23 protein-coding genes are annotated in these 22,685 nt (G+C 59.9%); all 23 read left to right on the top strand.

What is annotated here, in order from left to right:
- The first annotated feature begins 301 nt into the window (after window positions 1–301).
- The 23 genes from dnaK (at window position 302) to rimP (ending at window position 22,639) form a co-directional block, all read left to right on the top strand.
- The gene (dnaK, locus tag ACO08A_RS08180; RefSeq protein ID WP_422040634.1) at window positions 302–2,224 is read left to right on the top strand and encodes a molecular chaperone DnaK; all 1,923 of its coding nucleotides are present in this window, start codon (window positions 302–304) and stop codon (window positions 2,222–2,224) included.
- A 164-nt stretch (window positions 2,225–2,388) separates the two neighbouring features.
- The gene (gene dnaJ, locus ACO08A_RS08175) at window positions 2,389–3,516 is read left to right on the top strand and encodes a molecular chaperone DnaJ (RefSeq protein ID WP_421980957.1); all 1,128 of its coding nucleotides are present in this window, start codon (window positions 2,389–2,391) and stop codon (window positions 3,514–3,516) included.
- An 80-nt stretch (window positions 3,517–3,596) separates the two neighbouring features.
- Window positions 3,597–4,259, top strand: coding sequence for a class I SAM-dependent methyltransferase (locus ACO08A_RS08170; protein ID WP_422040633.1), 663 nt, complete (start codon window positions 3,597–3,599; stop codon window positions 4,257–4,259).
- A 311-nt stretch (window positions 4,260–4,570) separates the two neighbouring features.
- Window positions 4,571–5,707, top strand: coding sequence for a peptidoglycan-binding domain-containing protein (locus ACO08A_RS08165; protein WP_422040632.1), 1,137 nt, complete (start codon window positions 4,571–4,573; stop codon window positions 5,705–5,707).
- Window positions 5,708–5,834: 127 nt separating this feature from the next.
- A complete protein-coding gene (locus ACO08A_RS08160) occupies window positions 5,835–6,416 on the top strand; it encodes an NADPH-dependent FMN reductase (RefSeq protein WP_421980960.1) in 582 nt (193 codons plus the stop codon).
- A 124-nt stretch (window positions 6,417–6,540) separates the two neighbouring features.
- Entirely contained in the window at window positions 6,541–7,101 is a 561-nt protein-coding gene (hslV, locus tag ACO08A_RS08155; protein WP_422040631.1) for an ATP-dependent protease subunit HslV, read from the top strand.
- 6 nt (window positions 7,102–7,107) lie between these two features.
- On the top strand, window positions 7,108–7,626 hold the full coding sequence (locus ACO08A_RS08150; RefSeq protein WP_422040630.1) for a GNAT family N-acetyltransferase: 519 nt from the start codon (window positions 7,108–7,110) through the stop codon (window positions 7,624–7,626).
- 3 nt (window positions 7,627–7,629) lie between these two features.
- Complete coding sequence (gene hslU / locus ACO08A_RS08145; protein WP_421980963.1) at window positions 7,630–8,934, top strand: ATP-dependent protease ATPase subunit HslU; 1,305 nt, start codon at window positions 7,630–7,632, stop codon at window positions 8,932–8,934.
- 68 nt (window positions 8,935–9,002) lie between these two features.
- Window positions 9,003–9,497, top strand: a complete 495-nt coding sequence (locus ACO08A_RS08140; RefSeq protein WP_306142578.1) for a universal stress protein — start codon at window positions 9,003–9,005, stop codon at window positions 9,495–9,497.
- 186 nt (window positions 9,498–9,683) lie between these two features.
- Entirely contained in the window at window positions 9,684–10,241 is a 558-nt protein-coding gene (locus ACO08A_RS08135; protein WP_306142577.1) for a NifU family protein, read from the top strand.
- A gap of 150 nt (window positions 10,242–10,391) precedes the next feature.
- A complete protein-coding gene (gene tsaB, locus ACO08A_RS08130; protein WP_422040629.1) occupies window positions 10,392–11,069 on the top strand; it encodes a tRNA (adenosine(37)-N6)-threonylcarbamoyltransferase complex dimerization subunit type 1 TsaB in 678 nt (225 codons plus the stop codon).
- Window positions 11,066–11,554, top strand: coding sequence for a ribosomal protein S18-alanine N-acetyltransferase (gene rimI / locus ACO08A_RS08125; protein ID WP_421980965.1), 489 nt, complete (start codon window positions 11,066–11,068; stop codon window positions 11,552–11,554). The genes tsaB and rimI overlap by 4 nt, the downstream gene beginning before the upstream one ends.
- Before the next feature lie 45 nt (window positions 11,555–11,599).
- Window positions 11,600–12,049, top strand: coding sequence for a Fur family transcriptional regulator (locus tag ACO08A_RS08120; protein WP_421980966.1), 450 nt, complete (start codon window positions 11,600–11,602; stop codon window positions 12,047–12,049).
- Entirely contained in the window at window positions 12,042–12,914 is an 873-nt protein-coding gene (locus ACO08A_RS08115) for a lysophospholipid acyltransferase family protein (RefSeq protein WP_422040628.1), read from the top strand. The genes ACO08A_RS08120 and ACO08A_RS08115 overlap by 8 nt, the downstream gene beginning before the upstream one ends.
- A gap of 127 nt (window positions 12,915–13,041) precedes the next feature.
- The gene (miaB, locus tag ACO08A_RS08110; RefSeq protein ID WP_422040627.1) at window positions 13,042–14,514 is read left to right on the top strand and encodes a tRNA (N6-isopentenyl adenosine(37)-C2)-methylthiotransferase MiaB; all 1,473 of its coding nucleotides are present in this window, start codon (window positions 13,042–13,044) and stop codon (window positions 14,512–14,514) included.
- Window positions 14,515–14,526: 12 nt separating this feature from the next.
- Window positions 14,527–15,642 (top strand): PhoH family protein, encoded by a 1,116-nt coding sequence (locus ACO08A_RS08105; RefSeq protein WP_421980969.1) that lies wholly within the window; start codon window positions 14,527–14,529, stop codon window positions 15,640–15,642.
- 11 nt (window positions 15,643–15,653) lie between these two features.
- Window positions 15,654–16,169 carry an rRNA maturation RNase YbeY gene (gene ybeY, locus ACO08A_RS08100; RefSeq protein WP_422040626.1) on the top strand — a complete coding sequence of 172 codons (516 nt, stop codon included), beginning with the start codon at window positions 15,654–15,656 and terminating at the stop codon, window positions 16,167–16,169.
- Window positions 16,170–16,205: 36 nt separating this feature from the next.
- The gene (locus ACO08A_RS08095) at window positions 16,206–17,405 is read left to right on the top strand and encodes a hemolysin family protein (protein ID WP_422040625.1); all 1,200 of its coding nucleotides are present in this window, start codon (window positions 16,206–16,208) and stop codon (window positions 17,403–17,405) included.
- A 79-nt stretch (window positions 17,406–17,484) separates the two neighbouring features.
- On the top strand, window positions 17,485–19,101 hold the full coding sequence (lnt, locus tag ACO08A_RS08090) for an apolipoprotein N-acyltransferase (RefSeq protein WP_422040624.1): 1,617 nt from the start codon (window positions 17,485–17,487) through the stop codon (window positions 19,099–19,101).
- A 190-nt stretch (window positions 19,102–19,291) separates the two neighbouring features.
- Window positions 19,292–19,696 (top strand): helix-turn-helix domain-containing protein, encoded by a 405-nt coding sequence (locus tag ACO08A_RS08085; protein ID WP_306142566.1) that lies wholly within the window; start codon window positions 19,292–19,294, stop codon window positions 19,694–19,696.
- A 112-nt stretch (window positions 19,697–19,808) separates the two neighbouring features.
- Window positions 19,809–20,981, top strand: a complete 1,173-nt coding sequence (gene metK, locus ACO08A_RS08080; protein WP_422040623.1) for a methionine adenosyltransferase — start codon at window positions 19,809–19,811, stop codon at window positions 20,979–20,981.
- An 87-nt stretch (window positions 20,982–21,068) separates the two neighbouring features.
- Window positions 21,069–21,755: a tRNA (guanine(46)-N(7))-methyltransferase TrmB gene (gene trmB / locus ACO08A_RS08075; RefSeq protein ID WP_422040622.1), complete on the top strand. Its 687-nt coding sequence runs from the start codon at window positions 21,069–21,071 to the stop codon at window positions 21,753–21,755.
- A 290-nt stretch (window positions 21,756–22,045) separates the two neighbouring features.
- The gene (gene rimP / locus ACO08A_RS08070; RefSeq protein WP_422040621.1) at window positions 22,046–22,639 is read left to right on the top strand and encodes a ribosome maturation factor RimP; all 594 of its coding nucleotides are present in this window, start codon (window positions 22,046–22,048) and stop codon (window positions 22,637–22,639) included.
- The last annotated feature ends 46 nt before the right edge of the window (window positions 22,640–22,685 follow it).

The following is a 22,685-nucleotide window of genomic DNA, read 5'->3' as shown; positions in this document are numbered from 1 at the left end:
AGCCTACATCCAAAGCCTGAACCAATTCCGAAACCGGCCGGAAACCTTTGCATATGGTTGCCGATTTGCTATTGGCCGCACTGGAGTAACCATCTGGAAGATTTATCCACCAGCACAGGACATTGTCATCGCTCACATGTCTTGCAGGTAATGTTTCATCCACCTATATAGCGATCAAGCTTTGCGCCAAATCCCGAGCATCCGCTCTGGCGCATCGTCCGGGACCTCCCGGAACCCAAGTGAGAGGAGCCGGACTGACGCCTTCATGGGTCTATCCGGTTTGCTAGAAAGAGAGGCACATATGGCAAAGGTCATTGGTATCGACCTCGGCACGACCAACTCGTGCGTCGCCGTCATGGACGGCAAGGATTCCAAAGTAATCGAAAACGCTGAAGGCGCGCGCACCACACCTTCGATGGTTGCGTTCTCCGATGACGGTGAGCGGCTGGTAGGCCAGCCGGCAAAACGCCAGGCGGTCACGAACCCAACCAACACCCTGTTCGCGGTCAAGCGCCTGATCGGGCGCCGCTACGACGACCCGACGGTCGACAAGGACAAGAAGCTCGTCCCGTTCGAAATCGTCAAGGCCGACAACGGCGACGCGTGGGTGGAAGCCAACGGCGACAAGTACTCCCCGTCCCAGGTCTCCGCCTTCATTCTTCAGAAGATGAAGGAAACGGCCGAGAGCTATCTCGGTGAAACGGTGACCCAGGCGGTCATCACCGTTCCGGCATACTTCAACGATGCCCAGCGCCAGGCCACCAAGGATGCCGGCAAGATCGCCGGTCTTGAAGTCCTGCGCATCATCAACGAGCCGACTGCGGCAGCACTTGCCTACGGTCTGGAGAAGAACGACGGCAAGACCATCGCGGTTTACGACCTTGGCGGTGGTACCTTCGACGTTTCCATCCTGGAGATCGGCGACGGTGTCTTCGAAGTGAAGTCCACCAACGGCGACACCTTCCTCGGCGGTGAAGACTTCGACATGGTTCTGGTCGACTATCTCGCGGCCGAATTCAAGAAGGACCAGGGCATCGATCTGAAAAACGACAAGCTGGCTCTGCAGCGTCTGAAGGAAGCTGCCGAAAAAGCCAAGATCGAACTGTCCTCTTCGTCCCAGACCGAAATCAACCTGCCGTTCATCACGGCCGATGCATCCGGTCCGAAACACCTGACGCTCAAGCTGACCCGCGCGAAATTCGAGTCGCTCGTCGAAGATCTGGTCAAGCGGACCATCGCTCCGATGAAAGCGGCCCTGAAGGACGCGGGCCTGGCAGCCGGTGAAATCGACGAAGTGGTTCTGGTCGGCGGCATGACCCGCATGCCGAAGATCCAGGAAACCGTGAAGACCTTCTTCGGCAAGGACCCGCACAAGGGCGTCAACCCGGACGAAGTCGTCGCCATGGGCGCGGCGATCCAGGCCGGCGTTCTGCAGGGCGACGTTAAGGACGTTCTGCTCCTCGACGTGACCCCGCTGTCGCTGGGTATCGAGACGCTGGGCGGTGTCTTCACCCGCCTGATCGACCGCAACACGACGATCCCTACCAAGAAGAGCCAGGTCTTCTCCACGGCCGAAGACAATCAGACCGCCGTGACGATCCGGGTCTTCCAGGGCGAGCGTGAAATGGCGGCGGACAACAAGGTCCTCGGTCAGTTCGACCTTGTCGGTCTTCCCCCGGCGCCACGCGGCGTACCGCAGATCGAGGTCACCTTCGACATCGATGCCAACGGTATCGTCAACGTGTCCGCCAAGGACAAGGGCACCGGCAAGGAACAGCAGATCCGCATCCAGGCCTCCGGTGGTCTGAGCGACAGCGATATCGATCAGATGATCAAGGACGCTGAATCGCACGCGGACGAGGACAAGAAGCGCAAGGAACTGGTTGAAGCCAAGAACCAGGGCGAGTCTCTCGTGCACTCCACCGAGAAATCGCTTTCGGACTACGGTGACAAGGTTTCCGAAGACGACAAGTCTGCGATCGAAAGCGCTCTGGCGGCCCTGAAGTCCGCGCTTGAAGGCGAAGACCTTGAAGACATCAAGGCCAAGACGCAGGCGCTTGCCGAAGCGTCGATGAAGCTGGGCGAGGCCATGTATCAGGCCGCTCAGGCGGACGCCGAGGCGGAAGAAGGCGGCAACGAGGAAGCAGCCTCCGAAGCCGAAGACGATGTTGTCGACGCGGATTTCGAAGAAGTCAAAGACGAAGACGACAAGAAATCCGCCTAAACCACGAAACTGCAGCCAGCCGGTCATCCGGCTGGCTGTTCAATTTTGGCGCCGGCCGCAGGTCTGTCCGATATGACGGACGCTCGTGTCCGGCGCTTTCGCCGTGATTGGCGCCGGAATGATCCTGGCTGCCGTCGGCGCAACAACAAGACCGAGAGATCTTGATGTCCAAACGTGATTTCTATGAGGTGCTGGGCGTATCACGCGACGCGGACGAAAAGGCGCTGAAGAGCGCTTACCGCAAGATGGCAATGCAGTATCACCCCGACAGGAACCCCGGTGATGGCGAGGCAGAAGCCAGGTTCAAGGAAGTCAACGAAGCTTATGACACCCTGAAGGACGGTCAGAAGCGCGCCGCATACGACCGGTTCGGTCATGCCGCCTTCGAAAATGGCGGATTTGGCGGCGGTGGCGGTGCCGGCGCTCATGATTTCTCCTCCACCATGTCCGATATCTTCGAGGAATTTTTCGGTATGGGGGGCGGCCGCCGGTCGGGTGGACGCGAACGCGGTGCCGACCTTCGGTACAATCTGGACATCACCCTGGAAGACGCCTTTACCGGAAAGACGGTCGAGATCGAGGTGCCGACGAGCGTCACCTGCGACACCTGCACTGGTTCCGGCGCCAAGCCGGGCACGAGCCCGACGACCTGCCGGACCTGCGGAGGTTCCGGCCGTGTGCGCGCGGCGCAGGGGTTCTTCACGCTGGAGCGCACCTGTCCGAGCTGTCAGGGCAAGGGACAGGTCATCACCGACCCTTGCGAAAGCTGCGGCGGTAGCGGCCGGAAAACCCAGGAACGGACCCTGTCGGTGAACATTCCCGCCGGCATCGAGGACGGCACCCGCATCCGTCTCGCCGGCGAAGGTGAAGCCGGCGTGCGCGGCGGTCCCGCCGGCGATCTCTACATCTTCCTGTCGATCAGGCCGCACGACCTGTTCCAGCGCGACGGGGCGGATCTTTATTGCCGTGTCCCGATCTCCATGTCGACGGCAACGCTCGGCGGCCAGTTCGATGTGCCCACCGTGCAGGGCAGCACGAGCCGGGTGAAGGTTCCGGAAGGCACGCAAACCGGAAAACAGTTCCGCCTGCGCGGCAAGGGCATGCCGGTGATGCGGTCCAGCCAGCACGGCGACATGTATATTCAGGTGACGGTCGAGACGCCGACCAACCTGACCCGCCGGCAAAGGGAACTTCTCGCGGAATTTGAAAAGGAATCGTCCGGCGAAAACCACCCGGAATCAGCCGGTTTTTTCTCCAAAGTGAAAGACTTCATCGATAATCTGGGGACGTAATCGACGCATTCGGTGCACCTGTCTATGGCAATTCCCCAACGGCGGCTCTATATTCCGATTCTGGGGACAGGTGAGGTAACATGCTGAAACGCAACAGTATTCATGTTGAGCGTCTTCGCGAGAAGCTGGACAAGGCCGCAGCCGTCCGGGCCAAGGTTCTCGATGAAATGAAATTCATACGGTCCTGGGCCCAAAATCCGCTGAGAACCGGGGCCGTTGCCCCCTCGGGTCCCGACCTTGCCGCCAAAATGGCGTCCTATCTGACGCCCCGTCCGCATTCGCGCGTCGTCGAACTCGGCCCTGGAACCGGGGCGGTGACCAGGGCGCTGTTCGAACGCGGGTTTTCCCATGGCCAGCTGAACCTCATCGAATACAGCGCCGACTTCTGTGAGATGCTGAGTCTCAGATATCCGGGCCTTCCCGTTTTGCAGGGCGACGCCTATGCGCTCGAGCAAACGCTCCGGTCCGCCGGAGGGTTCCTGTCAGGCGAAAAGCAGACGGCTCACACCCTCGACGGCATCGTCTCCTCGCTTCCCTTGCTAACCCGCCCGGAGGCTGTGCGAAAGAAACTGCTGAACGAGGCGCTCACCCTGCTGAAACCCGGTGCACCCTTCATTCAGTTTTCCTACGGCCTGGTCATGCCCGTGACGCCTGGCGGCCGTGCGGTCTCCGTGCATACCTCGGAATGGGTCTGGAAAAACCTGCCGCCCGCGCGGGTCTGGGTTTACAGAAAAGGGCATTAAGCCGCGCCGGGCCCACCTTCGCGCAATCTTTTGGAGTTGCCGTTCAGGTTTGCCGCAAGAGCGGCATGACCGCGAGAAAATGCGCCGTGTGGCTGGTAGTGACCGGAGACTGTCCCGCACGATCACGACTGCATGCCTGGCAGCGGTGACACGTAGAGGTCGTCTGGTCCTATCGCATTCCCGGATTTTGAATTGAAGAATTCAGCATTTCGCCGGCTTCCGGGTGACTCTGATCACAGAATTATTGCGCAAAGCACGTTAGCTTTTGCGGCTTCGCAGATATTTGAATTAGATGATTGGGTGTCTTCAAGATGATCAATTCCAGTATTGGTATCACCGGCTCCGTGGGCCGGTTCGGAAAAAATGAATACCTGGACGTCACGACGGTTCAGACCCGGCTCAATGCGCTCATGGGCACGTCGCGCAAGGCACTGGCTGTCGATGGCAAGGTCGGTTCGAAAACGATCGGCATGATCAAGGATTTTCAGGCGAGTGTCGTGAGGCTGCGTCGGCCCGATGGCCGTGTCGACCCCGGCAAGCGGACCATAACGGCGATGAACGATCCGAACTCCGCATCGGTCTGGCAGCGGATGTGCATCCCGCCGGAAGCCAGCCCTGCAACGGTGTCGAACGATACGGCAAAGGATGACCGGATGTCTCCCGGCGAGAAGCTGCTGGCGAAGGAAGCGGCCAACCTCGGCGAAAGCACCGCGTTCGACGAGTTCCGCAGGGAACTCATCGACAAGAGCATTCCCAACATGAAGAAGTTCCTCGGCACGATCGGACGGGCCGACGATGCGCGAAAGGTGATTGCCGCCTGGGCCCAGTTGCGCAAATGGGGGTTCTCCGTCGACGAGGCCCGCGACGTGATGAAAACCATCGCGGGAATGAGGGGGCGGCAATTCGGCGCCCTCGATGTCATCGGCAAACCCACCTCCAAATTCGGCCGTTTTCTTGGAACGCTCGGCGGGAAAGCCGGTGCTGCCGGACACGTCATCACGATGATCGAGGTTGCCGACAAGTTCGAGCAGGGGGATTACCTCTATGGCACCTCCGAACTCTACAAGTATTACATGGGCAAGGCGATTCCCTGGGCCGGCATGGTCGAAGGGCTGCAGAGCCTCGTCGAGGCGATCGCCCCCGGAGCCGCCAAGAACAGCAAGGTCTTCCAGGTCATTCGCGCCTGCGATCCGATTGGTCTGGGTGCGTCGGGTGTCGACAGCATGACGACGCTGGTCCTCGGGACCGTCCACCTCATCCAGACCGGGAACATCGACATGGCGCGCCTGAGCCGTCTCGTCGACCGCATGAAACAGGGGCCAACGAAGCTGTTTGCCGAAATGGGCGAGGATCTTGGCGATTCGGTCTACGAGATGTCCAAATGGCGCAAGGACGACTGGTCCTACGCCGTCAAATCGATCCCGGGCTTCATCGCGAGCCTGTTCTGAACGGAATTCTGGACGGGCGCGGCGCGGACTGCGCCTGCCGTTTCCGGACGGAAGGACTGGATAAGCTCTCCCGGTTTGCCATATCAAGGTGATCTCCTTGGCCACTCTTGTTTGAAAGGGTCTCTTGATGCGCAATCCGAAGATTATTGTCTGTTCAGGTTCGGTGCGGGGCGGGTCACACAATGCAAAACTTGCGGCCCTTGTGGCCAAGCGGCTGTCGATCCTCGACGCGGATGTGACACATCTTTCGCTGAAGGATTACCCGCTGCCGATCTATGATGGCGATCATGAAGCGGAAAACGGCGTGCCTGAAAACGCCAGGCGTCTGCATCGGCTTTTCGCCGGTCATGACGGCGTGTTCCTGGCCTGCCCGGAATACAATGCCGGTATCACGCCGCTCCTGAAGAACACGCTTGACTGGATCAGCCGTGTCAAGGAACCGGGCGAGGCGTACCGGAACAAGGTATTCGCCCTCGGTGCCGCATCCCCCGGAGGGTTCGGAGGTCTGCGTGGCCTCATCGCGATGCGGACCATCCTGGAAGTGGGTCTCGGGGCTCTGGTGCTTCCGCAGATGGTATCCGTGCCCAAGGTGACTGCGGCCTTTGACGACAAGGACGACCTGATCGAGGATCGGATAAGCGGCCAGCTCGACAAGCTTGTCGAAGCTCTCTTGAGAATGACGAAAATCGAGATCTCGCATTCGCATTGAAGCCGTCCGGACGGGCGCCTCGCTCCGGCGAACCGAATTGATTTCTTGGAAAAGCCGCGAAGGCCGCCTACATAGGGCGGCAGCATTGAAATACCAAGAAGCTTAATGAACCCAAGAGGAATGAATGAGCGAAACGCGCGAACCGGCCCAATGGCACGGGACGACGATCATGATGGTGCGCAAGGACGGCAAGGTGGTTATTGCCGGTGATGGCCAGGTCTCCCTCGGTCAGACGGTGATCAAGCATTCCGCCCGCAAGGTACGGCTGCTCGCAAAGGGCGAGGTGATTGCCGGATTTGCAGGTGCGACCGCGGATGCCTTCACCCTTTTCGAGCGCCTTGAAGCGAAACTGGAACAGTACCCGGGCCAGCTGATGCGGGCCTGTGTCGAACTCGCCAAGGACTGGCGCACGGACCGGTACCTGCGCCGTCTTGAAGCGATGATGCTGGTTGCCGACAAGAACGTGTCCCTGGTCCTGACCGGGACCGGCGACGTCCTGGAGCCGGAAGGTGGCATCATGGGCATCGGGTCCGGCGGCAATTATGCCCTGGCCGCGGGCCGGGCCCTGGTCGACACCGACTACGATGCGGAGACGATCGCTCGCAAGGCGATGGCGGTGGCCGCCGAGATCTGCGTCTACACGAACGAAAGTGTCACGGTAGAGACGCTCGACACGGCCGGGTAAATCGCCGTGATCTCGTTCCGCCCCGTCCTGGAAGAAGATCTTGCCCTGCTGGCGCGCTGGCTCGAAAAGCCGCATTGGCGCAAGTGGTGGGGTGATCCGCAAACGGAGCTCGGCTACATCGAGGACATGGTGCTGGGACGCGACACGACACGCCCCTTCATCTTTCAGAAAGACGGCGACGACAAGGGCTACATTCAGGTCTGGTTCATAGGAGACCAGCAGAAAACGGACTACGCCGCTGATTATCCCTGGTTGTCGCTGCTGCCTGAAGAGGCCGTCGGTGTGGACCTGTCGATCGGATTGCAGGAGGATCTGTCGGCCGGACTGGGAACGGAGGCGCTCCGGGCCTTTGTCCGGATGCTCCTTGAGGAAGGCTACGGCCGGATCCTGATCGATCCGGACCCGCAGAACGAACGTGCAGTCAGGTGTTACCGCAAGGCCGGGTTTGAGGTGATCCCCGAACTTGTCGGAAAGACGGACGACTGCTTGCTAATGGAATTCAAGAACACGGAAGGCAAGTCATAAGGCATGACGGATTTTTCCCCACGTGAGATCGTTTCGGAACTCGATCGCTATATTGTTGGCCAGAAGGACGCCAAGCGCGCCGTGGCGATTGCCCTGCGCAACCGCTGGCGCCGTCAGCAGCTGCAAGGACAGATGCGCGAGGAGGTCCTGCCCAAGAACATCCTCATGATCGGCCCGACCGGCGTCGGCAAAACGGAAATATCCCGCCGTCTTGCCAAGCTGGCGAACGCGCCTTTTACCAAGGTCGAGGCAACCAAGTTCACCGAGGTCGGCTATGTCGGCCGCGACGTCGAGCAGATTGTTCGCGATCTCGTCGAAGCCGGCATTACCCTGATCCGCGACAAGAAGCGCGAGGAAGTCAAGGCAAAGGCCCATGTTCTGGCCGAAGAGCGCGTTCTCGATGCACTCGTCGGAGCGAATGCGAGCCCGGCGACCCGCGAGAGCTTCCGCACGAAATTGCGTGACGGCGAGATGGATGAAAAGGAGATCGAGGTTGAGGTCCGCGCTCAGGCGCAGATGCCGAGCTTCGATCTGCCGGGCATGCCGGGCGCCAGTGTCGGTGTCATGAACATGTCCGATCTTCTCGGCAAGGCCTTCGGCGGCCAGACGAAGACCAAGCGGACGACCGTGAGCGACAGCTATCAGCTGCTGATCAACGAGGAATCGGACAAGCTTCTTGATGAGGACAAGGTCGTCGAGGAAGCGATTGCGCTGGTCGAAAACTCGGGCATCGTTTTCCTGGACGAGATCGACAAGATCTGCGCACGCGAAGGCAGGGCCGGAGCGGACGTTTCGCGCGAGGGCGTGCAGCGGGACCTGTTGCCGCTGATCGAGGGCACCGTGGTGTCCACGAAACACGGCCCGGTCAAGACGGATCATATCCTCTTTATCGCCTCCGGCGCGTTCCATGTTGCAAAGCCGTCCGACCTGCTGCCCGAATTGCAGGGGCGTCTTCCGATCCGCGTCGAACTCAGGGCGCTGAACAAGGATGACTTCAAGGCGATCCTGACGGAGCCCGAGGCCAGCCTGATCAAGCAGTATGTCGCCCTCATGGAGACCGAAGAGGTCACGCTCGCCTTCACAGAGGACGCCATTGACGAAATTGCATCCGTTGCGGTTGATCTCAATGCGTCTGTTGAAAACATCGGTGCGAGGCGCCTCCAGACCGTCATGGAGCGCATTCTTGACGAGATCTCCTTCACCGCACCGGATCGCTCGGGCGAAGTCGTTGAGATCAGCGCTGATTTCGTGAAGGAGAATATCGGCGACCTTGCCAAGAACGTCGACCTCTCGAAGTTCATCCTTTAACCGGGCAGCGCTCGCAGGCGGCCATTTCGCCGCTTGCGATGCGCGCGCGCGAATGGCAGCATGCAGCCATGGTAGCTATTCGCAAAAGCAACGAGGAAGGCCACCGCCGGAAATTTCTGGTCGTGGTCGACGAAACGCCCGAGTGCGACAGGGCAATTGTCTATGCGGCGAAACGGGCGGCGCGCACCGGCGGGGTCGTGACGCTTTGCTTCGTGATTGCGCCCGGTGACTTCCAGCACTGGCTCGGCGTTGAGGACATCATGCGCGCCGAAGCGCTGGAAGAAGCCGAAGCGACGCTTGCGAAAACGGCGGAGCGGGTGCGGTCGGTCGCAAGAACGGAACCGGAGACGGTCGTTCGGGAGGGCTCGAAGTCCGAAGAGATCCTGGAATTGATTGAAGCCGATGCGGATATCGCAATTCTTGTGCTGGCGGCGAGCACGGGTTCGGAAGGACCGGGACCGCTGGTCTCTTCCATTGCGGGCAAGTCGGCGGGCACCTTTCCGATCCCGGTGACGATCGTTCCGGGGAACTTGGACGACGACTCGATCGCGGCACTCGCCTGACCGGAGCCGGCCGGCGGCAAAAGGGCCGCTGGACCTTGATCACGCGCGTTGAAGACCTATCTAGTTTTTAACTATTCCAAACTGCTGCGGGATGGGTTAAAAGAATCCATCGGTGTTTTGCGATGAGGTTGAGGCGCAGGGCACCTGTCGAAACGGACGCGTTGTTCAAACGCAAGGACAAGAAAAATGTTCATTCAAACCGAAGCGACGCCGAATCCGGCCACGCTCAAATTCCTTCCGGGCCGCGTTGTCCTGCAGGAAGGAACCTACGATTTCAGGTCCAAGGCGGATGCCGGTGCATCCCCGCTTGCCGAAAGGCTGTTCGATGTACCCGGCGTGGCCGCGGTCTTCTTCGGCCACGACTTCGTGACCGTGACCAAGGACGACACGGACTGGCAACACATGAAACCCGCGATTCTCGGGGTCATCATGGAGCAGTTCATGTCGGGTCAGCCGGTCATGGCGGCAGGTCAGGTCGAGGACATCGAGGAAGGCGAGTTCTTTGATGAAGGCACCGAGGATACGGTGAAAACGATCAAGGAACTGCTGGAAACGCGTGTCCGTCCGGCGGTGGCGCAGGATGGTGGCGACATCACCTTCAAGGGCTTCAAGGAAGGCATCGTCTATCTGTCGATGCGCGGCGCGTGCGCCGGTTGCCCGTCCTCGACCGCAACACTTCAGCACGGGATTCAGAACCTGCTTCGCCATTTTGTGCCGGAAGTTGAGGAAGTTCGGCCGATCTGATCCGATTTTCCCCATGTTTTCAAAGGCCCGGCTTGTCAGCCGGGTTTTTTGTTTGTGTTTCAGCATTCCCTGCGCAACGCAAGCCCGCAATTGGGATTAGGTCCAAAGCTCGGCTCGACACCGGCGGTGGGGCGGGGTAGGTGCATTGACATGCGTGTACTTGCGATCGACACAGCTCTGGCCAATTGCGCTGCCGCGGTTCTCGACGACGGCACCGAGAGCGGCTGCTTCGAGGCCTTTGGCGAGGAAATAGGCCGGGGCCACGCGGAGCGGCTGATGGACATGATCGGCGAAGTCATGGCGGAGACATCCACCGCTTTTTCCGATCTCGACCGGGTCGTCGTGACAATCGGCCCGGGAAGCTTCACGGGTCTTCGTGTCGGCCTCGCCGTGGCGCGCGGTTTCGGTCTCGTTCTGGGCAAGCCGGTCGTGGGAATCACGACGCTGGCTGCGATAGCCCGCGCATCCGCTCCGATGGATGGAGGCGCCCCGCTTCTGGTCGCACTCACCGGAAAGGCTGACGAAGTCTATTGCCAGGAATTCGATGCATCCGGTGCGAAAACCGGCGAGGCGTCGGTTCGCACGATCTCCGATCTTGCGGCCTCCATGCCGAAATGCATAAGGTTGGCTGGATCTGCTGCCGACAAGGTTGCCGCGGAGCTGGACCTGCCTCGCGAACAGATTATCTCCCGGGCCGGATTTCCGGGCATTCGCGATGTCGCGGAACTGGGGCTTCTCGCCGATCCGGTCACGGCTTCACCATCACCGCTCTACCTGCGGCCGCCGGACGCGACACCGCAGACAAGGGGAAGGATTGAACGGCAATGAGTTTCTGGTGGTTCTGGACCCAGCCGCCGGTCGTGGAAGTGGCGCTGGACGAAGATCTGCCGAAGATTGCCGAAATCCACGCAGCCTCATTTCCGAACAAATGGAATGCCGAGGAACTTGCCCGGATGAAGGCGCAGGCCGGTGTCACCATGCTCGTCGCCCGTCGTGCCAGCCCCTATGGGACACGCGCGCCGCTCGGTTTTCTTATCTTGCGCACGGCGGCGGACGAGGCGGAAGTGATCACGGTTGCCGTTCATCCGCGGCAACGCGGCCGGGGGATCGGCAAGAAGCTGATGGAAGCCGGTCTGTTCCGTCTCTATGCGGACAGGTGCAGTCACCTGTTTCTGGAAGTCGATGCCTCCAACGAGTCCGCACTTCTGCTCTACAAGGGCCTGGGATTCCGGGAGGTGGCCCGGCGAAAGGGATACTACGGCGACAGCGAAGGCGACGGGACAGCGCTTGTCATGCGGATCGATCTTCGTTAAGCGCTGTGCTACGAAAATTCCGAGCAATCATCAGGCGGCGACCAAATGACGGACGAGCGGCAAACAACGCTGGCGGAAATGTGTGTTGCAAAGGGCATGCGCATGACCGAACAGCGCCGCGTGATCGCAACGGTGATCGAGGCAGCGTCCGAGGAACATCCCGACGTCGAGGAACTTTACCGCCGCTCTGTCGCGATTGACCCCGGCATTTCCATTTCCACCGTGTATCGCACCGTCAAGCTGTTCGAGGACGCCGGCATGATCGAGCGTCACGATTTCAGGGACGGCCGTTCACGCTATGAAACGGTCCCCGACGAGCATCATGACCACCTGATCGATCTCCGCAGTGGACAGGTTATCGAGTTCCGCAACGAGGAAATAGAAGCCTTGCAGGAATTCATCGCCAGGAAGCTCGGATACAAGCTGGTCGATCATCGTCTTGAGCTTTACGGCGTTCCCCTGGAGCGATCCCGGGATGAAACCGGCGATGGCTGAGGTCAAGGCCGTCTGCATCATTGCTGTTCTCACGCTTGTCTCGCTTGTCCTGATACCGCTTCAGTGGCTGTCGATGAAATTCGGTCTCCGCAGCCGGGAGATCCTGCCGAAGCTCTGGCACAGGGTCGCGACGCGTCTCGTCGGCATCAAGATCGTCCAGATCGGGCACCCGGCCCGGGACAGGCCGCTGCTCATCGCGGCAAATCACGCATCCTGGGTCGATATCACCGTGCTGGGGTCACTTATTCCGCTTTCCTTCATCGCCAAGTCCGAGGTGTCCGGCTGGCCGGTCTTCGGCCTGCTGGCCAGGCTGCAGCGCACCGTGTTCGTGAACCGGACCCGGCGAACGGAGACGGGCCAGGCCGCGGACGAGATTGCCGAACGCATGGCCGCGGGTGATGTGATGGTGCTGTTTGCGGAAGGCACGTCGAACGACGGCAACTGTGTCTTGCCGTTCCGATCCGCGCTGCTGGGTGCGGCAACGCGCGCGATTGGCGATGAAGACGGAGCAACCGTCTGGGTCCAGCCGCTGAGCGTCGCCTATCAAGGGTTCTACGGTCTTCCCATGGGACGCGCCCATCGCCCGCATGTCGCCTGGTATGGCGACATGGAGTTGCCCGGCCATTTGTGGGGTATTTTTACCCGAGGTGCACTGGACGTCATTGTGACGTGGGGCGAGCCCGTGCTCGTTGACAGGACGACGGATCGCAAGGCCCTGACCAGGGATCTGGAGCATGAGGTGCGCGCGCTCACGATCGCCTCGCTGCTGCAGAAGCCGGTCGAGCGGCCGGATCAGGTAGATGTCGCCGAGCCTGCATCCTTCTCAAACGACGAAAAACCCGATAAAGCTGGCGCCGGAAATTGAATGCCGGTATACGGCGGTCCTGTAATGGCCGCGTGAGCTCCGTTAAGCTGGCGCGCGGCTGGGTAACAGACCCGGACAAAAGACCACCTGGACATATCTGCCGCGTGAACGAGGCAACGAGAAGCGAATGACAAGCCGCCCTGAACAAGATCAGGAAACGACCGGAACTGCCGTTTCCGACAAGGATGCCGGACCATCTGCAGGCGCTGCCGCCCGCAAGGTGTTCGTGCGTACCTATGGCTGCCAGATGAATGTCTATGACAGCGAGCGCATGACCGATGTGCTGGGCCCTGAGGGATACGAGGCGACCACCACGCTCGAGGATGCCGATCTGGTAATCCTCAACACCTGCCACATTCGCGAAAAGGCAGCCGAAAAGGTCTATTCCGAACTCGGTCGTATCCGAAAGGTCAAGGAAGCGCGCGCAAAGTCCGGCAAGGACATGATGGTCGGGGTTGCCGGCTGTGTCGCACAGGCGGAAGGCGAGGAGATTTCCCGGCGCGCTCCGATCGTCGATCTGGTGGTTGGCCCGCAGAGCTATCACCAGCTTCCCGGTCTTCTGGACAAGGCCCGGAAGGGTGCGAAGGTCGTCGAAACGGAATTCGACATTGATGCGAAATTCGGCCACCTGTCCGAACGCGCGCAAACCCGGGTACTCCAACGTGCGCCGTCGGCCTTCCTGACGGTTCAGGAAGGTTGCGACAAGTTCTGCACTTTCTGTGTGGTGCCCTATACCCGGGGAGCGGAGGTTTCGCGCCCGGTCGAGCAGATCGTGTCGGAGGCCAAGCGCATGGCCGCGGCGGGCGTACGCGAAGTCACGCTGCTGGGACAGAATGTCAACGCCTATCACGGCGAGGCACCGAACGGGGCGAGCTGGGGTCTTGGCCGTCTCTTGCGCCGGCTCTCGGAAATCGACGGATTGGACCGGCTCCGGTACACCACCAGCCACCCGCGCGACATGGATGACGACCTGATCGGGGCGCACCGGGACCTGAAGAGCCTGATGCCGTACCTGCATCTTCCGGTGCAATCGGGATCCGACAAGATCCTGAAATCCATGAACCGCCGTCACACCAGGGACGAGTATTTCCGCCTGATCGACAGGATCCGCGACGCGTCTCCGGAGATTGCCCTGTCGGGAGACTTCATCGTCGGCTTCCCGGACGAGACCGATCGGGATTTCGAGGACACCATGGACCTGATCCGGCGTGTCGGATACGGGTCGGCATTCTCCTTCAAGTACAGTCAGCGCCCGGGCACCCCGGGCGCGACGATGGAGAACCAGGTTCCGGAGGAGGTCAAGTCCGCACGGCTTGCCGAGCTTCAGACGCTGGTGAGCGCCCAGCAGAAAGCCTTCAACGAATCCAGGCTCGGAATGGTCTGCGACGTTCTTCTGGAGAAAACGGGCCGCAATGAGGGCCAGCTTGTGGGCAAGTCGCCCTGGCTGCAGCCGGTGCAACTGGACGCGCCCGAAGCTCTCATCGGCAGCATACAAGCGGTGGAAATCGTCAAGATCGGCTCTAATTCGCTGTTCGGGCAACTGATTGACGGGCACAATGGTCGTGAAAATGCAGAGACGGTCACGGCCGCTACGGCTTAAAGGAGACGTCATTTGACGCGCGAGAGTTCTTCTTCCTCACGCAAACAGTCTGATCAAGCAGCTGCCTCGGCATCCGATGCAACCCATGTCGTCCTTGCGTTTGAAGACAACCGTTTGATCGGTGATCTCTTCGGCCAGTTCGACCAGAACCTCGCCTTGATCGAGCAGCGGCTCGGGGTCGACGCCATTGCCAGGGGCAATCAGGTGACCCTGAAAGGCTCGCAGGCCGGGTGTTCGCAGGCAAGAAATGCGCTGGAAGCGCTGTATCAGCGGCTGTTGCAGGGACAGGAAGTTCACCCGGGCGACGTGGACGGCGCGCTGCGCATGGCTGCTGCTGCCGAAGCGCAGTTGCCCTTGCCGACCCTTGAGCCGAAGTCCCGGCTGGCCTTTGCGCAGATCGCCACGCGCCGCAAGACGATCGTCGCGCGTACGCCGACACAGGACGCCTATATTCGTTCGATGGACCGGGCAGACTTGATTTTCGGCACCGGTCCGGCCGGTACGGGCAAGACCTTTCTGGCCGTCGCCTATGCCGCCGCTCTGCTGGAGCGCGGTGACGTCGCACGCCTGATCCTGTCCCGCCCCGCGGTCGAAGCCGGCGAACGTCTCGGGTTCCTGCCCGGCGAAATGAAGGACAAGGTCGATCCCTACCTGCGACCGATCTACGATGCGCTTTACGAAATGATGCCCGCGGAGAAGGTGGACCGCGGGCTCCAGTCGGGGATGATCGAAGTCGCGCCGCTGGCGTTCATGCGCGGGCGGACATTGTCGAACGCGGTCGTTCTCCTCGACGAAGCGCAAAACACCACGTCGATGCAGATGAAGATGTTTCTGACCCGCCTCGGCGAGGGGTCGAAGATGATCGTCACCGGCGACCCGAGCCAGATCGATCTTCCCGCAGGGCAGAAGTCCGGTTTGCGTGAAGCGCTGGGCCTGCTGACCGACATTCCGGCCGTCGCCCATGTTCGCTTCAACGAGACCGATGTTGTGCGTCACGAACTCGTCGGACGGATCGTGACCGCCTACGACAACGCGTCACGTGAGGAATCCGAAGCACGTGAACGGCGTTATGCCGAGCGGCAGCGCGAGGAACCTGCCGCAGGTCCCCGCAAGGCGGCAACGTCCTGAAACGGCAGCAAATGACCTCTGCTCTCCCGGACGGATTCGTGATCGACGTCAACCTGGAAGCCGGGAGCTGGCCGGGTGAGAAGGATCTTGTCCGTGTTGCCGATGCGGCAATTCGGGCAACTTTGTCGACGGGCGAATTGCAGGTCGCGGACAACAGTGAGGTGTCGCTGCTGTTCACGGACGATGACGCCATCCGCAAACTGAACGGCCAATGGAGAGACAAGGACAAACCGACCAACGTTCTGTCTTTTCCCGGAAGCGATCCGGTCGATGACGTCTATGGTCCGCTTCTGGGCGATATCGTCTTCGGCTTCGAAACGATAGAGCGCGAGGCGCGCGATATGGGAGTTGATTTCTCCGATCATCTTTCCCATCTCACTGTTCATGGTTTGCTACACCTTTTCAACTATGATCATCAGACAGATGAAGAGGCCGAGTTGATGGAAGGTCTTGAGAAAACCATACTTGCATCGTTAGGCATTGATGATCCTTACGCTGGCAGTCCTCTTGTGGTCGACGGCAATTAGGTGGCATCATGGGGCACAAAGTTCTTGTATTGATAAATGATGAGCGCAGTTGAACCGCAAAGTCCGGAGGGCGAGTCCACGACCGCGAATTCCGGGCAATCTTCCGACGGAGAAGATCCGCAACAGACGAAGCCGCAGCGCACTGCGGCCTTTCTCGAAAATCTCAAACGCATCTTGCGCTTGGGGCGTCAGTCATCGAGCCTGCGTGAAAATCTGGAAGACGAACTCGCGCGCGACGGCAGCGGCGATACGGCTTTTTCTCCAGAGGAACGTTTGCTCCTTGGCAACATCCTGCGCCTGCGCGAGTTGCGTGTGGATGACGTGATGATCCCGCGTGCCGATATTGATGCGGTTGACCTGGACACCAGCCTGAGCCGTTTGATGGAATTGTTCCAGAAGAGCGGTCATTCCCGCATGCCCGTCTACGACGATACGCTCGACGACCCGCGCGGCATGGTCCACATCAAGGATCTCATGGCCTTCATCGCGGAGCGAGGTGCAAAACGCGAAAATACAACCACTGTGGAAAATGCTGATACCGCAGACGAGAAAAATGACACCCTGCACGCCGCAACAGCCCGCAAGGGACACAACACACCCGATCTGGACCTCTCCAGCGTGGATCTTTCGGTCACGTTGAAGGAAACGGATCTGTTGCGGAACCTGCTTTTCGTGCCGCCATCCATGCCGGCAACGGATCTCATGGCAAAGATGCAGGCCGGCCGTATCCAGATGGCTGTCGTGATTGACGAGTATGGCGGAACCGACGGCCTCGTTTCGCTCGAGGATCTGGTTGAAGAGGTTGTCGGCGACATCGAGGACGAGCACGATGAAGATGAAGAGGCCATGCTCGCCTCCGCGGGTGAGGGGGTCTGGATAGCGGATCCGCGGTTGCCGCTGGAAGACCTCGACGAAGTTCTCGGAACAAAATTGTCGGGTGGCGAAATCTCCGAAGACGTCGATACGCTCGGTGGACTTCTTTACGTGTCGGTCGGACGCGTGCCGGTTCGCGGCGAACTTTTGTATGTCCCGGACGAAGTGCCGGGTTTCGAATTTGAAGTCATGGATGCCGATCCGAGACGGATCAAGCGTCTCAAGATCCGCCGCAAACGGGCCGAAACCCGGCCACAGGAGTTGCGCCGACGGACCAAGAAACCCGTATCGGGACAACCTGAAAACAGTCAGGCAAGGTCCGGTGACACCCTGGCGGATCCGCAGGAACCGCTGGAAGGTTAGGTCAAGTCTTCACAATTGGACTTGACCGGCCTGCTGTCAGCCGACGACTCTCCAGTCCTTACCTGGGGATTCGGATCTGATGCACTGGCTCACACAACGACTGACTATTCTGCCAAACACGTTTCTGTTGGCCTGGGGATGGCAGCGCCGGTTTCTCGCAATCCTTTGCGGAGCGTTGACCGCCCTCGCACTCCCTCCGTTCGGATGGTCGCCGGTTCTGTTGCTGACATTTCCGTGTTTCGTATGGCTTCTGGACGGCGCCTTGGAAGTTGACGGACAGCAGAACGGCGCGCGCTTTCGCACAGGTTTCTTTCTCGGCTGGCTGTTCGGATTCGGGTACTTTCTCGCCGGCCTGTGGTGGATCGGTGCCGCATTCCTTGTCGAGGCCGATCGTTTTGCCTGGTTGTTGCCGTTCGCAGTGTTGGCAATGCCGGCCGGTCTGGCGTTTTTTACCGCGCTGGGTGTCGCGCTTGCAGCTCTGCTCTGGAGTGACCAGTTCCGCAGGATCTTGCTGCTTGCAGCCTGTTTGACGCTTTCGGACTGGGTGCGGGGGCATGTCTTGACCGGATTTCCCTGGAATGCGTTCGGGTATGGCGTTTCCGGCAACCTGGCCCTGGCGCAAACCGCAAGCCTCTTCGGTGTCTACGGAATGACCTTTCTCGTCGTCGCGATCAGCGCCGCGCCTGCAGTACTTGCCGACGCCAGGCCTGCAGGGCAGCGGCTGCGGGCCGTGTCGCTCGCAGCCGTTGCCTTTGTCGCTGCGCTAACCTTCGGGTTTGTCCGGACCTGGACGGCGGACGTGGAATACACCTCCCTGGATGTCAGGATCGTGCAGCCCTCGATCGATCAGAAGGACAAGTGGCGGCCGGAACTCAGGGACGAGATTTTTCAGACCTATCTCGACATGACGGAGGCTCCTCTGGGCGGTGCTGCACGCGTCGGGCAGCCCAGGCTGGTCGTCTGGCCCGAATCGGCACTACCGTTTCTTCTGACGCAGGAACCGGGCGCCCTGTTCCGCATCGGACAGGCGCTGGGAGACAACACGGAGCTTGTCACCGGGGCGGTGAGAATTGAAGCCGGAACTAACGGACCCGTGTATTTCAACAGTGTCTACGTCGTGGGTGGCGATGGCACCGTCAAAGGCATCTACGACAAGGTCCGGCTGGTTCCCTTTGGCGAATACGTTCCGTTCAAGACGCTGCTTGAAGATATCGGTTTCACGAATATTGCCGGGCCGATCGAGGGGTTCGAGGCCGGCTACCATCAGCGTGTGCTCTCCACCACCGAAGATTTCAGTTTTCTACCACTGATTTGCTATGAAGCGATTTTTCCGGGCGTTGTCTCTGCAACGCCCGATGAGCCGTCTTTCCTCTTGAACGTGACGAATGACGCGTGGTTCGGGCGCACGCCCGGTCCCTACCAGCACTTCGCACAGGCGCGCATGCGCTCGATCGAGACGGGTTTGCCGCTCGTGAGGGCAGCAAATACGGGCATTTCTGCTGTCGTAGATGGATATGGAGCCGTTGTCGATGAATTGACAGTTTTTGAACGAGGTATCGTAGATGCCGGTCTTCCAAAGCAATTGGGCACAACTATCTATGAGATTTTTGGCGATGTACCGGCACTGATTATTTCAATAACACTTGTCGGATTTGCAATTTTCACAAAATACAACCGCCACTCGCGTTATAATTGATAATTTTTGTTTGAGTTGAGTGATCGAAGTGTGATACAACCGTGAAACAGCCGATTGAAGGCTGATTCATGTACAAGCTAGGGGTTGCGGGCTTGCTTCAGTCTCTTCGGTCTTGTGGGAGGACCCAGGAGAGCTTGTACGATCTGATATGAGCGGACATTCGCCGCAAAAAGAAGAAAGAGCGACGTACATGCCCAGTAAAAAGTCTCCAAATCCGATCGACATACACGTAGGTAGCCGTGTTCGCCTGAGGCGGATGATGCTTGGAATGAGTCAGGAAAAACTGGGTGAAAGCCTCGGCATCACCTTTCAGCAAATTCAGAAATACGAAAAGGGCACAAACCGGATCGGCGCCAGCCGCCTTCAGCATATTGCAACGATCCTGAAGGTGCCGGTGTCGTTCTTTTTCGAGGACGCTCCGGGCACTCCGGAGGAGGCTGAAGGGTTTGGCGAAACACAGCCGACGTCCTATGTCGTCGACTTCCTCTCCTCTTCCGAAGGTCTGTCATTGAACAAGGCTTTCGTGCGGATCGAGGATCCGAAGGTGAGGCGCCGGATCGTCGATCTGGTTCGTTCACTGTCCGGTGACGAGTAACAAATTTTCAAAACGCGCTTGACGCGGCGAAAAACTTCAAAGATTGATGCACCCGAAGCGGCGAAATTATTCGCCGCTTCATTCATATTCATTCCCAGAAGGACGATCGCCAATGGCACGTCAGAATTATCTTTTCACGTCCGAGTCCGTTTCGGAAGGACATCCGGACAAGGTTTGCGACCGAATCTCCGATGCTGTCGTCGACGCCTATCTTCGTGAAATGCCGGAAGCACGTGTCGCGTGCGAAACGCTTGCCACCACGAATCGTGTCGTGATTGCCGGCGAAACGCGGGGCCCGGCAGGCATCACCAACGAGTATATTGCGCATCTTGCGCGCATGGCCATCAAGGACATCGGCTACGAGCAGGATGGCTTCCATTGGGAGAACTGCGACGTCGCCGTTCATCTTCACGGCCAGTCGGCGCATATCGCCCAGGGCGTTGATGCGGGCGGCAACAAGGACGAAGGCGCGGGCGACCAGGGGATCATGTTCGGGTATGCCTGCCGCGAAACCGAAGAACTGATGCCGGCTCCCATACTCTACTCGCACAAGATTCTCAGCCTCCTGGCCGACGCCCGCAAGTCCGGCAAGGAGCCGGCGCTGGGCCCGGATGCGAAAAGCCAGGTGACCGTTCGCTACGAGAACGGCGTGCCCGTCGCGGCGACATCGATCGTTCTGTCGACACAGCACCTGGATCCGGCACTGACGTCCGAGGACGTGCGCCGGATTGTCGACCCCTATATCCGCACGGCTCTTCCCGACGGCTGGATCACCGGTGAAACCGAATGGCACGTAAATCCCACCGGCGCTTTCGTGATCGGCGGACCGGATGGTGACGCAGGCCTGACCGGCCGGAAGATCATCGTCGATACCTATGGCGGCGCTGCTCCGCATGGTGGCGGGGCATTCTCCGGCAAGGACCCGACCAAGGTTGACCGGTCTGCTGCATATGCTGCGCGCTATCTGGCGAAAAACGTGGTGGCGGCGGACCTCGCGGACCGGTGCACGATCCAGCTGTCCTACGCGATCGGCGTTTCCGAACCGCTTTCGGTCTATGTCGATCTGCACGGCACCGGGCGCTGCGATGAAGCCAGGCTTGAAACCACGCTCCGCGAAGTCATGGGCCTGAGCCCGCGCGGCATTCGCGAGCATCTGAAGCTGAACAATCCGATCTACGAACGCACCGCTGCTTATGGTCACTTCGGCCGTCAGCCGGACGCCGACGGCGGCTTCACCTGGGAAAAGACGGATCTCGTCGACGCCTTGCGCCCGCTTGCCGGGTAGCATCGCGCCGTTCGCAGGCTTTTGAAAATTCAGACCGCCGGTCCTGTACCGGCGGTCTGCCGCATGTAAAGACCGCACCGGCAAACCATGTCTGATCGATACGAAGGGTCCTTCTTCGGCCGCCGCAAGGGCAAGCCTTTGAGCCCGCGCCGCGAAGCGCTCATGGAAAACGAACTGCCGCGCCTGGCGCTTGACCTGAGTGTCCCCGCACCCTGCTTGCTTGGCGACTTGTTCGAAGCGGATGTGACGACCGTCTGCCTGGAGGTCGGGTTCGGCGGCGGTGAGCACCTGTTGCACCGCGCCCGCACCGAACCGCAAACCGGATTTATCGGCATCGAACCGTTTGTCGGCAGCATGGCCAAAACGGTTGCCGCGATCGTCTCGGAAGATCTCCACAATATCCGCCTTTACGACGACGATGCGGTCAATGTCCTCGACTGGCTTCCCGACGCATCGCTGGATCTGGCCTATCAGCTCTACCCGGACCCCTGGCCGAAGAAACGGCATTGGAAACGGCGCTTCATCAACGAACAGAATCTTGACCGCTATGCCAGGGTCCTTAAGCCGGGAAGCGTGTTCCGGTTTGCCAGTGACATCGATACCTATATCGATTGGACGCTGCGCCACTGCCGGGACCATGCGCAATTCGAGTGGCTGGCCGAAACGGCGGCCGACTGGAAAACGCCCTGGCAAGGCTGGCCAGGCACGCGCTACGAGGCCAAGGCGATCCGCGAAGGCCGCACGGGCCGGTATCTTTCGTTTCGCCGGATTTGAGTGCGCTTGGCGGCATGCCGTCACCGCTCAAGTCGGTCTGCAGCATTCAAGTTCTTTGGACGATTTCAGATCGGACACTTGCGCTGGCACTGCCTTTGGCGTTATACAGCCGGTGTTTCACCTCAAACGGCTTCATCAGAGCATTTGAGAGTGGGCCCGACGGGGACCCGCTCTTTTTTGTTTAGGTGCCGGGCCGGAGGCAATCGACCCAAGCAGGATAGCCTTAATGTAGACCGACAATCGGGCGCATCCGACATGAAAGACCGGCAACGGTTTAGCAGGAGCCAAGTGTGAGCGCACACGAACCAAGAATAGTTACGGAACAGGGCCTTGATGCCCGTGTTGCCGCGATTGTTGAGCCGGTGATCGAGGATCTCGGCTATCGTCTTGTGCGCACCAAGATCAGCGCTGCAAACGGCTGCACGCTGCAGATCATGGCCGAGCGCCCCGACGGCACGATGACCGTCGAAGATTGTGAAACGATCAGCCGCACCGTCTCTCCGGCACTGGATGTGGAGGACCCGATCAACCGGGCCTACCATCTGGAAGTGTCGTCGCCCGGTATCGACCGCCCTCTGGTTCGCGCCGGCGATTTCGACCGCTGGGCCGGCCACGAGCTCAAGGTGGACATGACCGTGATGCTCGAGGGGCGCAAACGGTTCAGGGGAACACTGCTCGGGACCGACAACGGACATGCGAAATTGCGGCTTCCCGATATGCCGGCAGGCGAAAACGACACGGTGTCGTTGCCGCTGGACAATATCGGCGAAGCCAAGCTCGTTCTCACGGATGATTTGATAACCGCGGCTCTTCAGGCGGAAAAAGCTGCTCTCGCGGCAAGAAGCCAGGAAGAAGACCTGACACAGGACAACGCGCCCAACTGAGCCTTTGGCTCGGCGGCGAAAGGACACGCGCCAAAAACCAGGACGA

The sequence above is a fragment of the Roseibium sp. genome (genome assembly GCF_965232425.1).
Classification (GTDB): domain Bacteria; phylum Pseudomonadota; class Alphaproteobacteria; order Rhizobiales; family Stappiaceae; genus Roseibium.
The sequence above is the reverse complement of the archived record's forward strand: the minus strand, read 5'-3'. Positions and strand labels throughout refer to the sequence as shown.

Coding starts and splice junctions, on each gene's coding strand:
- dnaK (WP_422040634.1), top strand. CDS start 302: ATGGCAAAGGTCATTGGTATCGACCTCGGCACGACCAACTCGTGCGTC.
- dnaJ (WP_421980957.1), top strand. CDS start 2,389: ATGTCCAAACGTGATTTCTATGAGGTGCTGGGCGTATCACGCGACGCG.
- ACO08A_RS08170 (WP_422040633.1), top strand. CDS start 3,597: ATGCTGAAACGCAACAGTATTCATGTTGAGCGTCTTCGCGAGAAGCTG.
- ACO08A_RS08165 (WP_422040632.1), top strand. CDS start 4,571: ATGATCAATTCCAGTATTGGTATCACCGGCTCCGTGGGCCGGTTCGGA.
- ACO08A_RS08160 (WP_421980960.1), top strand. CDS start 5,835: ATGCGCAATCCGAAGATTATTGTCTGTTCAGGTTCGGTGCGGGGCGGG.
- hslV (WP_422040631.1), top strand. CDS start 6,541: ATGAGCGAAACGCGCGAACCGGCCCAATGGCACGGGACGACGATCATG.
- hslU (WP_421980963.1), top strand. CDS start 7,630: ATGACGGATTTTTCCCCACGTGAGATCGTTTCGGAACTCGATCGCTAT.
- ACO08A_RS08140 (WP_306142578.1), top strand. CDS start 9,003: ATGGTAGCTATTCGCAAAAGCAACGAGGAAGGCCACCGCCGGAAATTT.
- ACO08A_RS08135 (WP_306142577.1), top strand. CDS start 9,684: ATGTTCATTCAAACCGAAGCGACGCCGAATCCGGCCACGCTCAAATTC.
- tsaB (WP_422040629.1), top strand. CDS start 10,392: ATGCGTGTACTTGCGATCGACACAGCTCTGGCCAATTGCGCTGCCGCG.
- rimI (WP_421980965.1), top strand. CDS start 11,066: ATGAGTTTCTGGTGGTTCTGGACCCAGCCGCCGGTCGTGGAAGTGGCG.
- ACO08A_RS08120 (WP_421980966.1), top strand. CDS start 11,600: ATGACGGACGAGCGGCAAACAACGCTGGCGGAAATGTGTGTTGCAAAG.
- ACO08A_RS08115 (WP_422040628.1), top strand. CDS start 12,042: ATGGCTGAGGTCAAGGCCGTCTGCATCATTGCTGTTCTCACGCTTGTC.
- miaB (WP_422040627.1), top strand. CDS start 13,042: ATGACAAGCCGCCCTGAACAAGATCAGGAAACGACCGGAACTGCCGTT.
- ybeY (WP_422040626.1), top strand. CDS start 15,654: ATGACCTCTGCTCTCCCGGACGGATTCGTGATCGACGTCAACCTGGAA.
- ACO08A_RS08095 (WP_422040625.1), top strand. CDS start 16,206: ATGATGAGCGCAGTTGAACCGCAAAGTCCGGAGGGCGAGTCCACGACC.
- lnt (WP_422040624.1), top strand. CDS start 17,485: ATGCACTGGCTCACACAACGACTGACTATTCTGCCAAACACGTTTCTG.
- ACO08A_RS08085 (WP_306142566.1), top strand. CDS start 19,292: ATGCCCAGTAAAAAGTCTCCAAATCCGATCGACATACACGTAGGTAGC.
- metK (WP_422040623.1), top strand. CDS start 19,809: ATGGCACGTCAGAATTATCTTTTCACGTCCGAGTCCGTTTCGGAAGGA.
- trmB (WP_422040622.1), top strand. CDS start 21,069: ATGTCTGATCGATACGAAGGGTCCTTCTTCGGCCGCCGCAAGGGCAAG.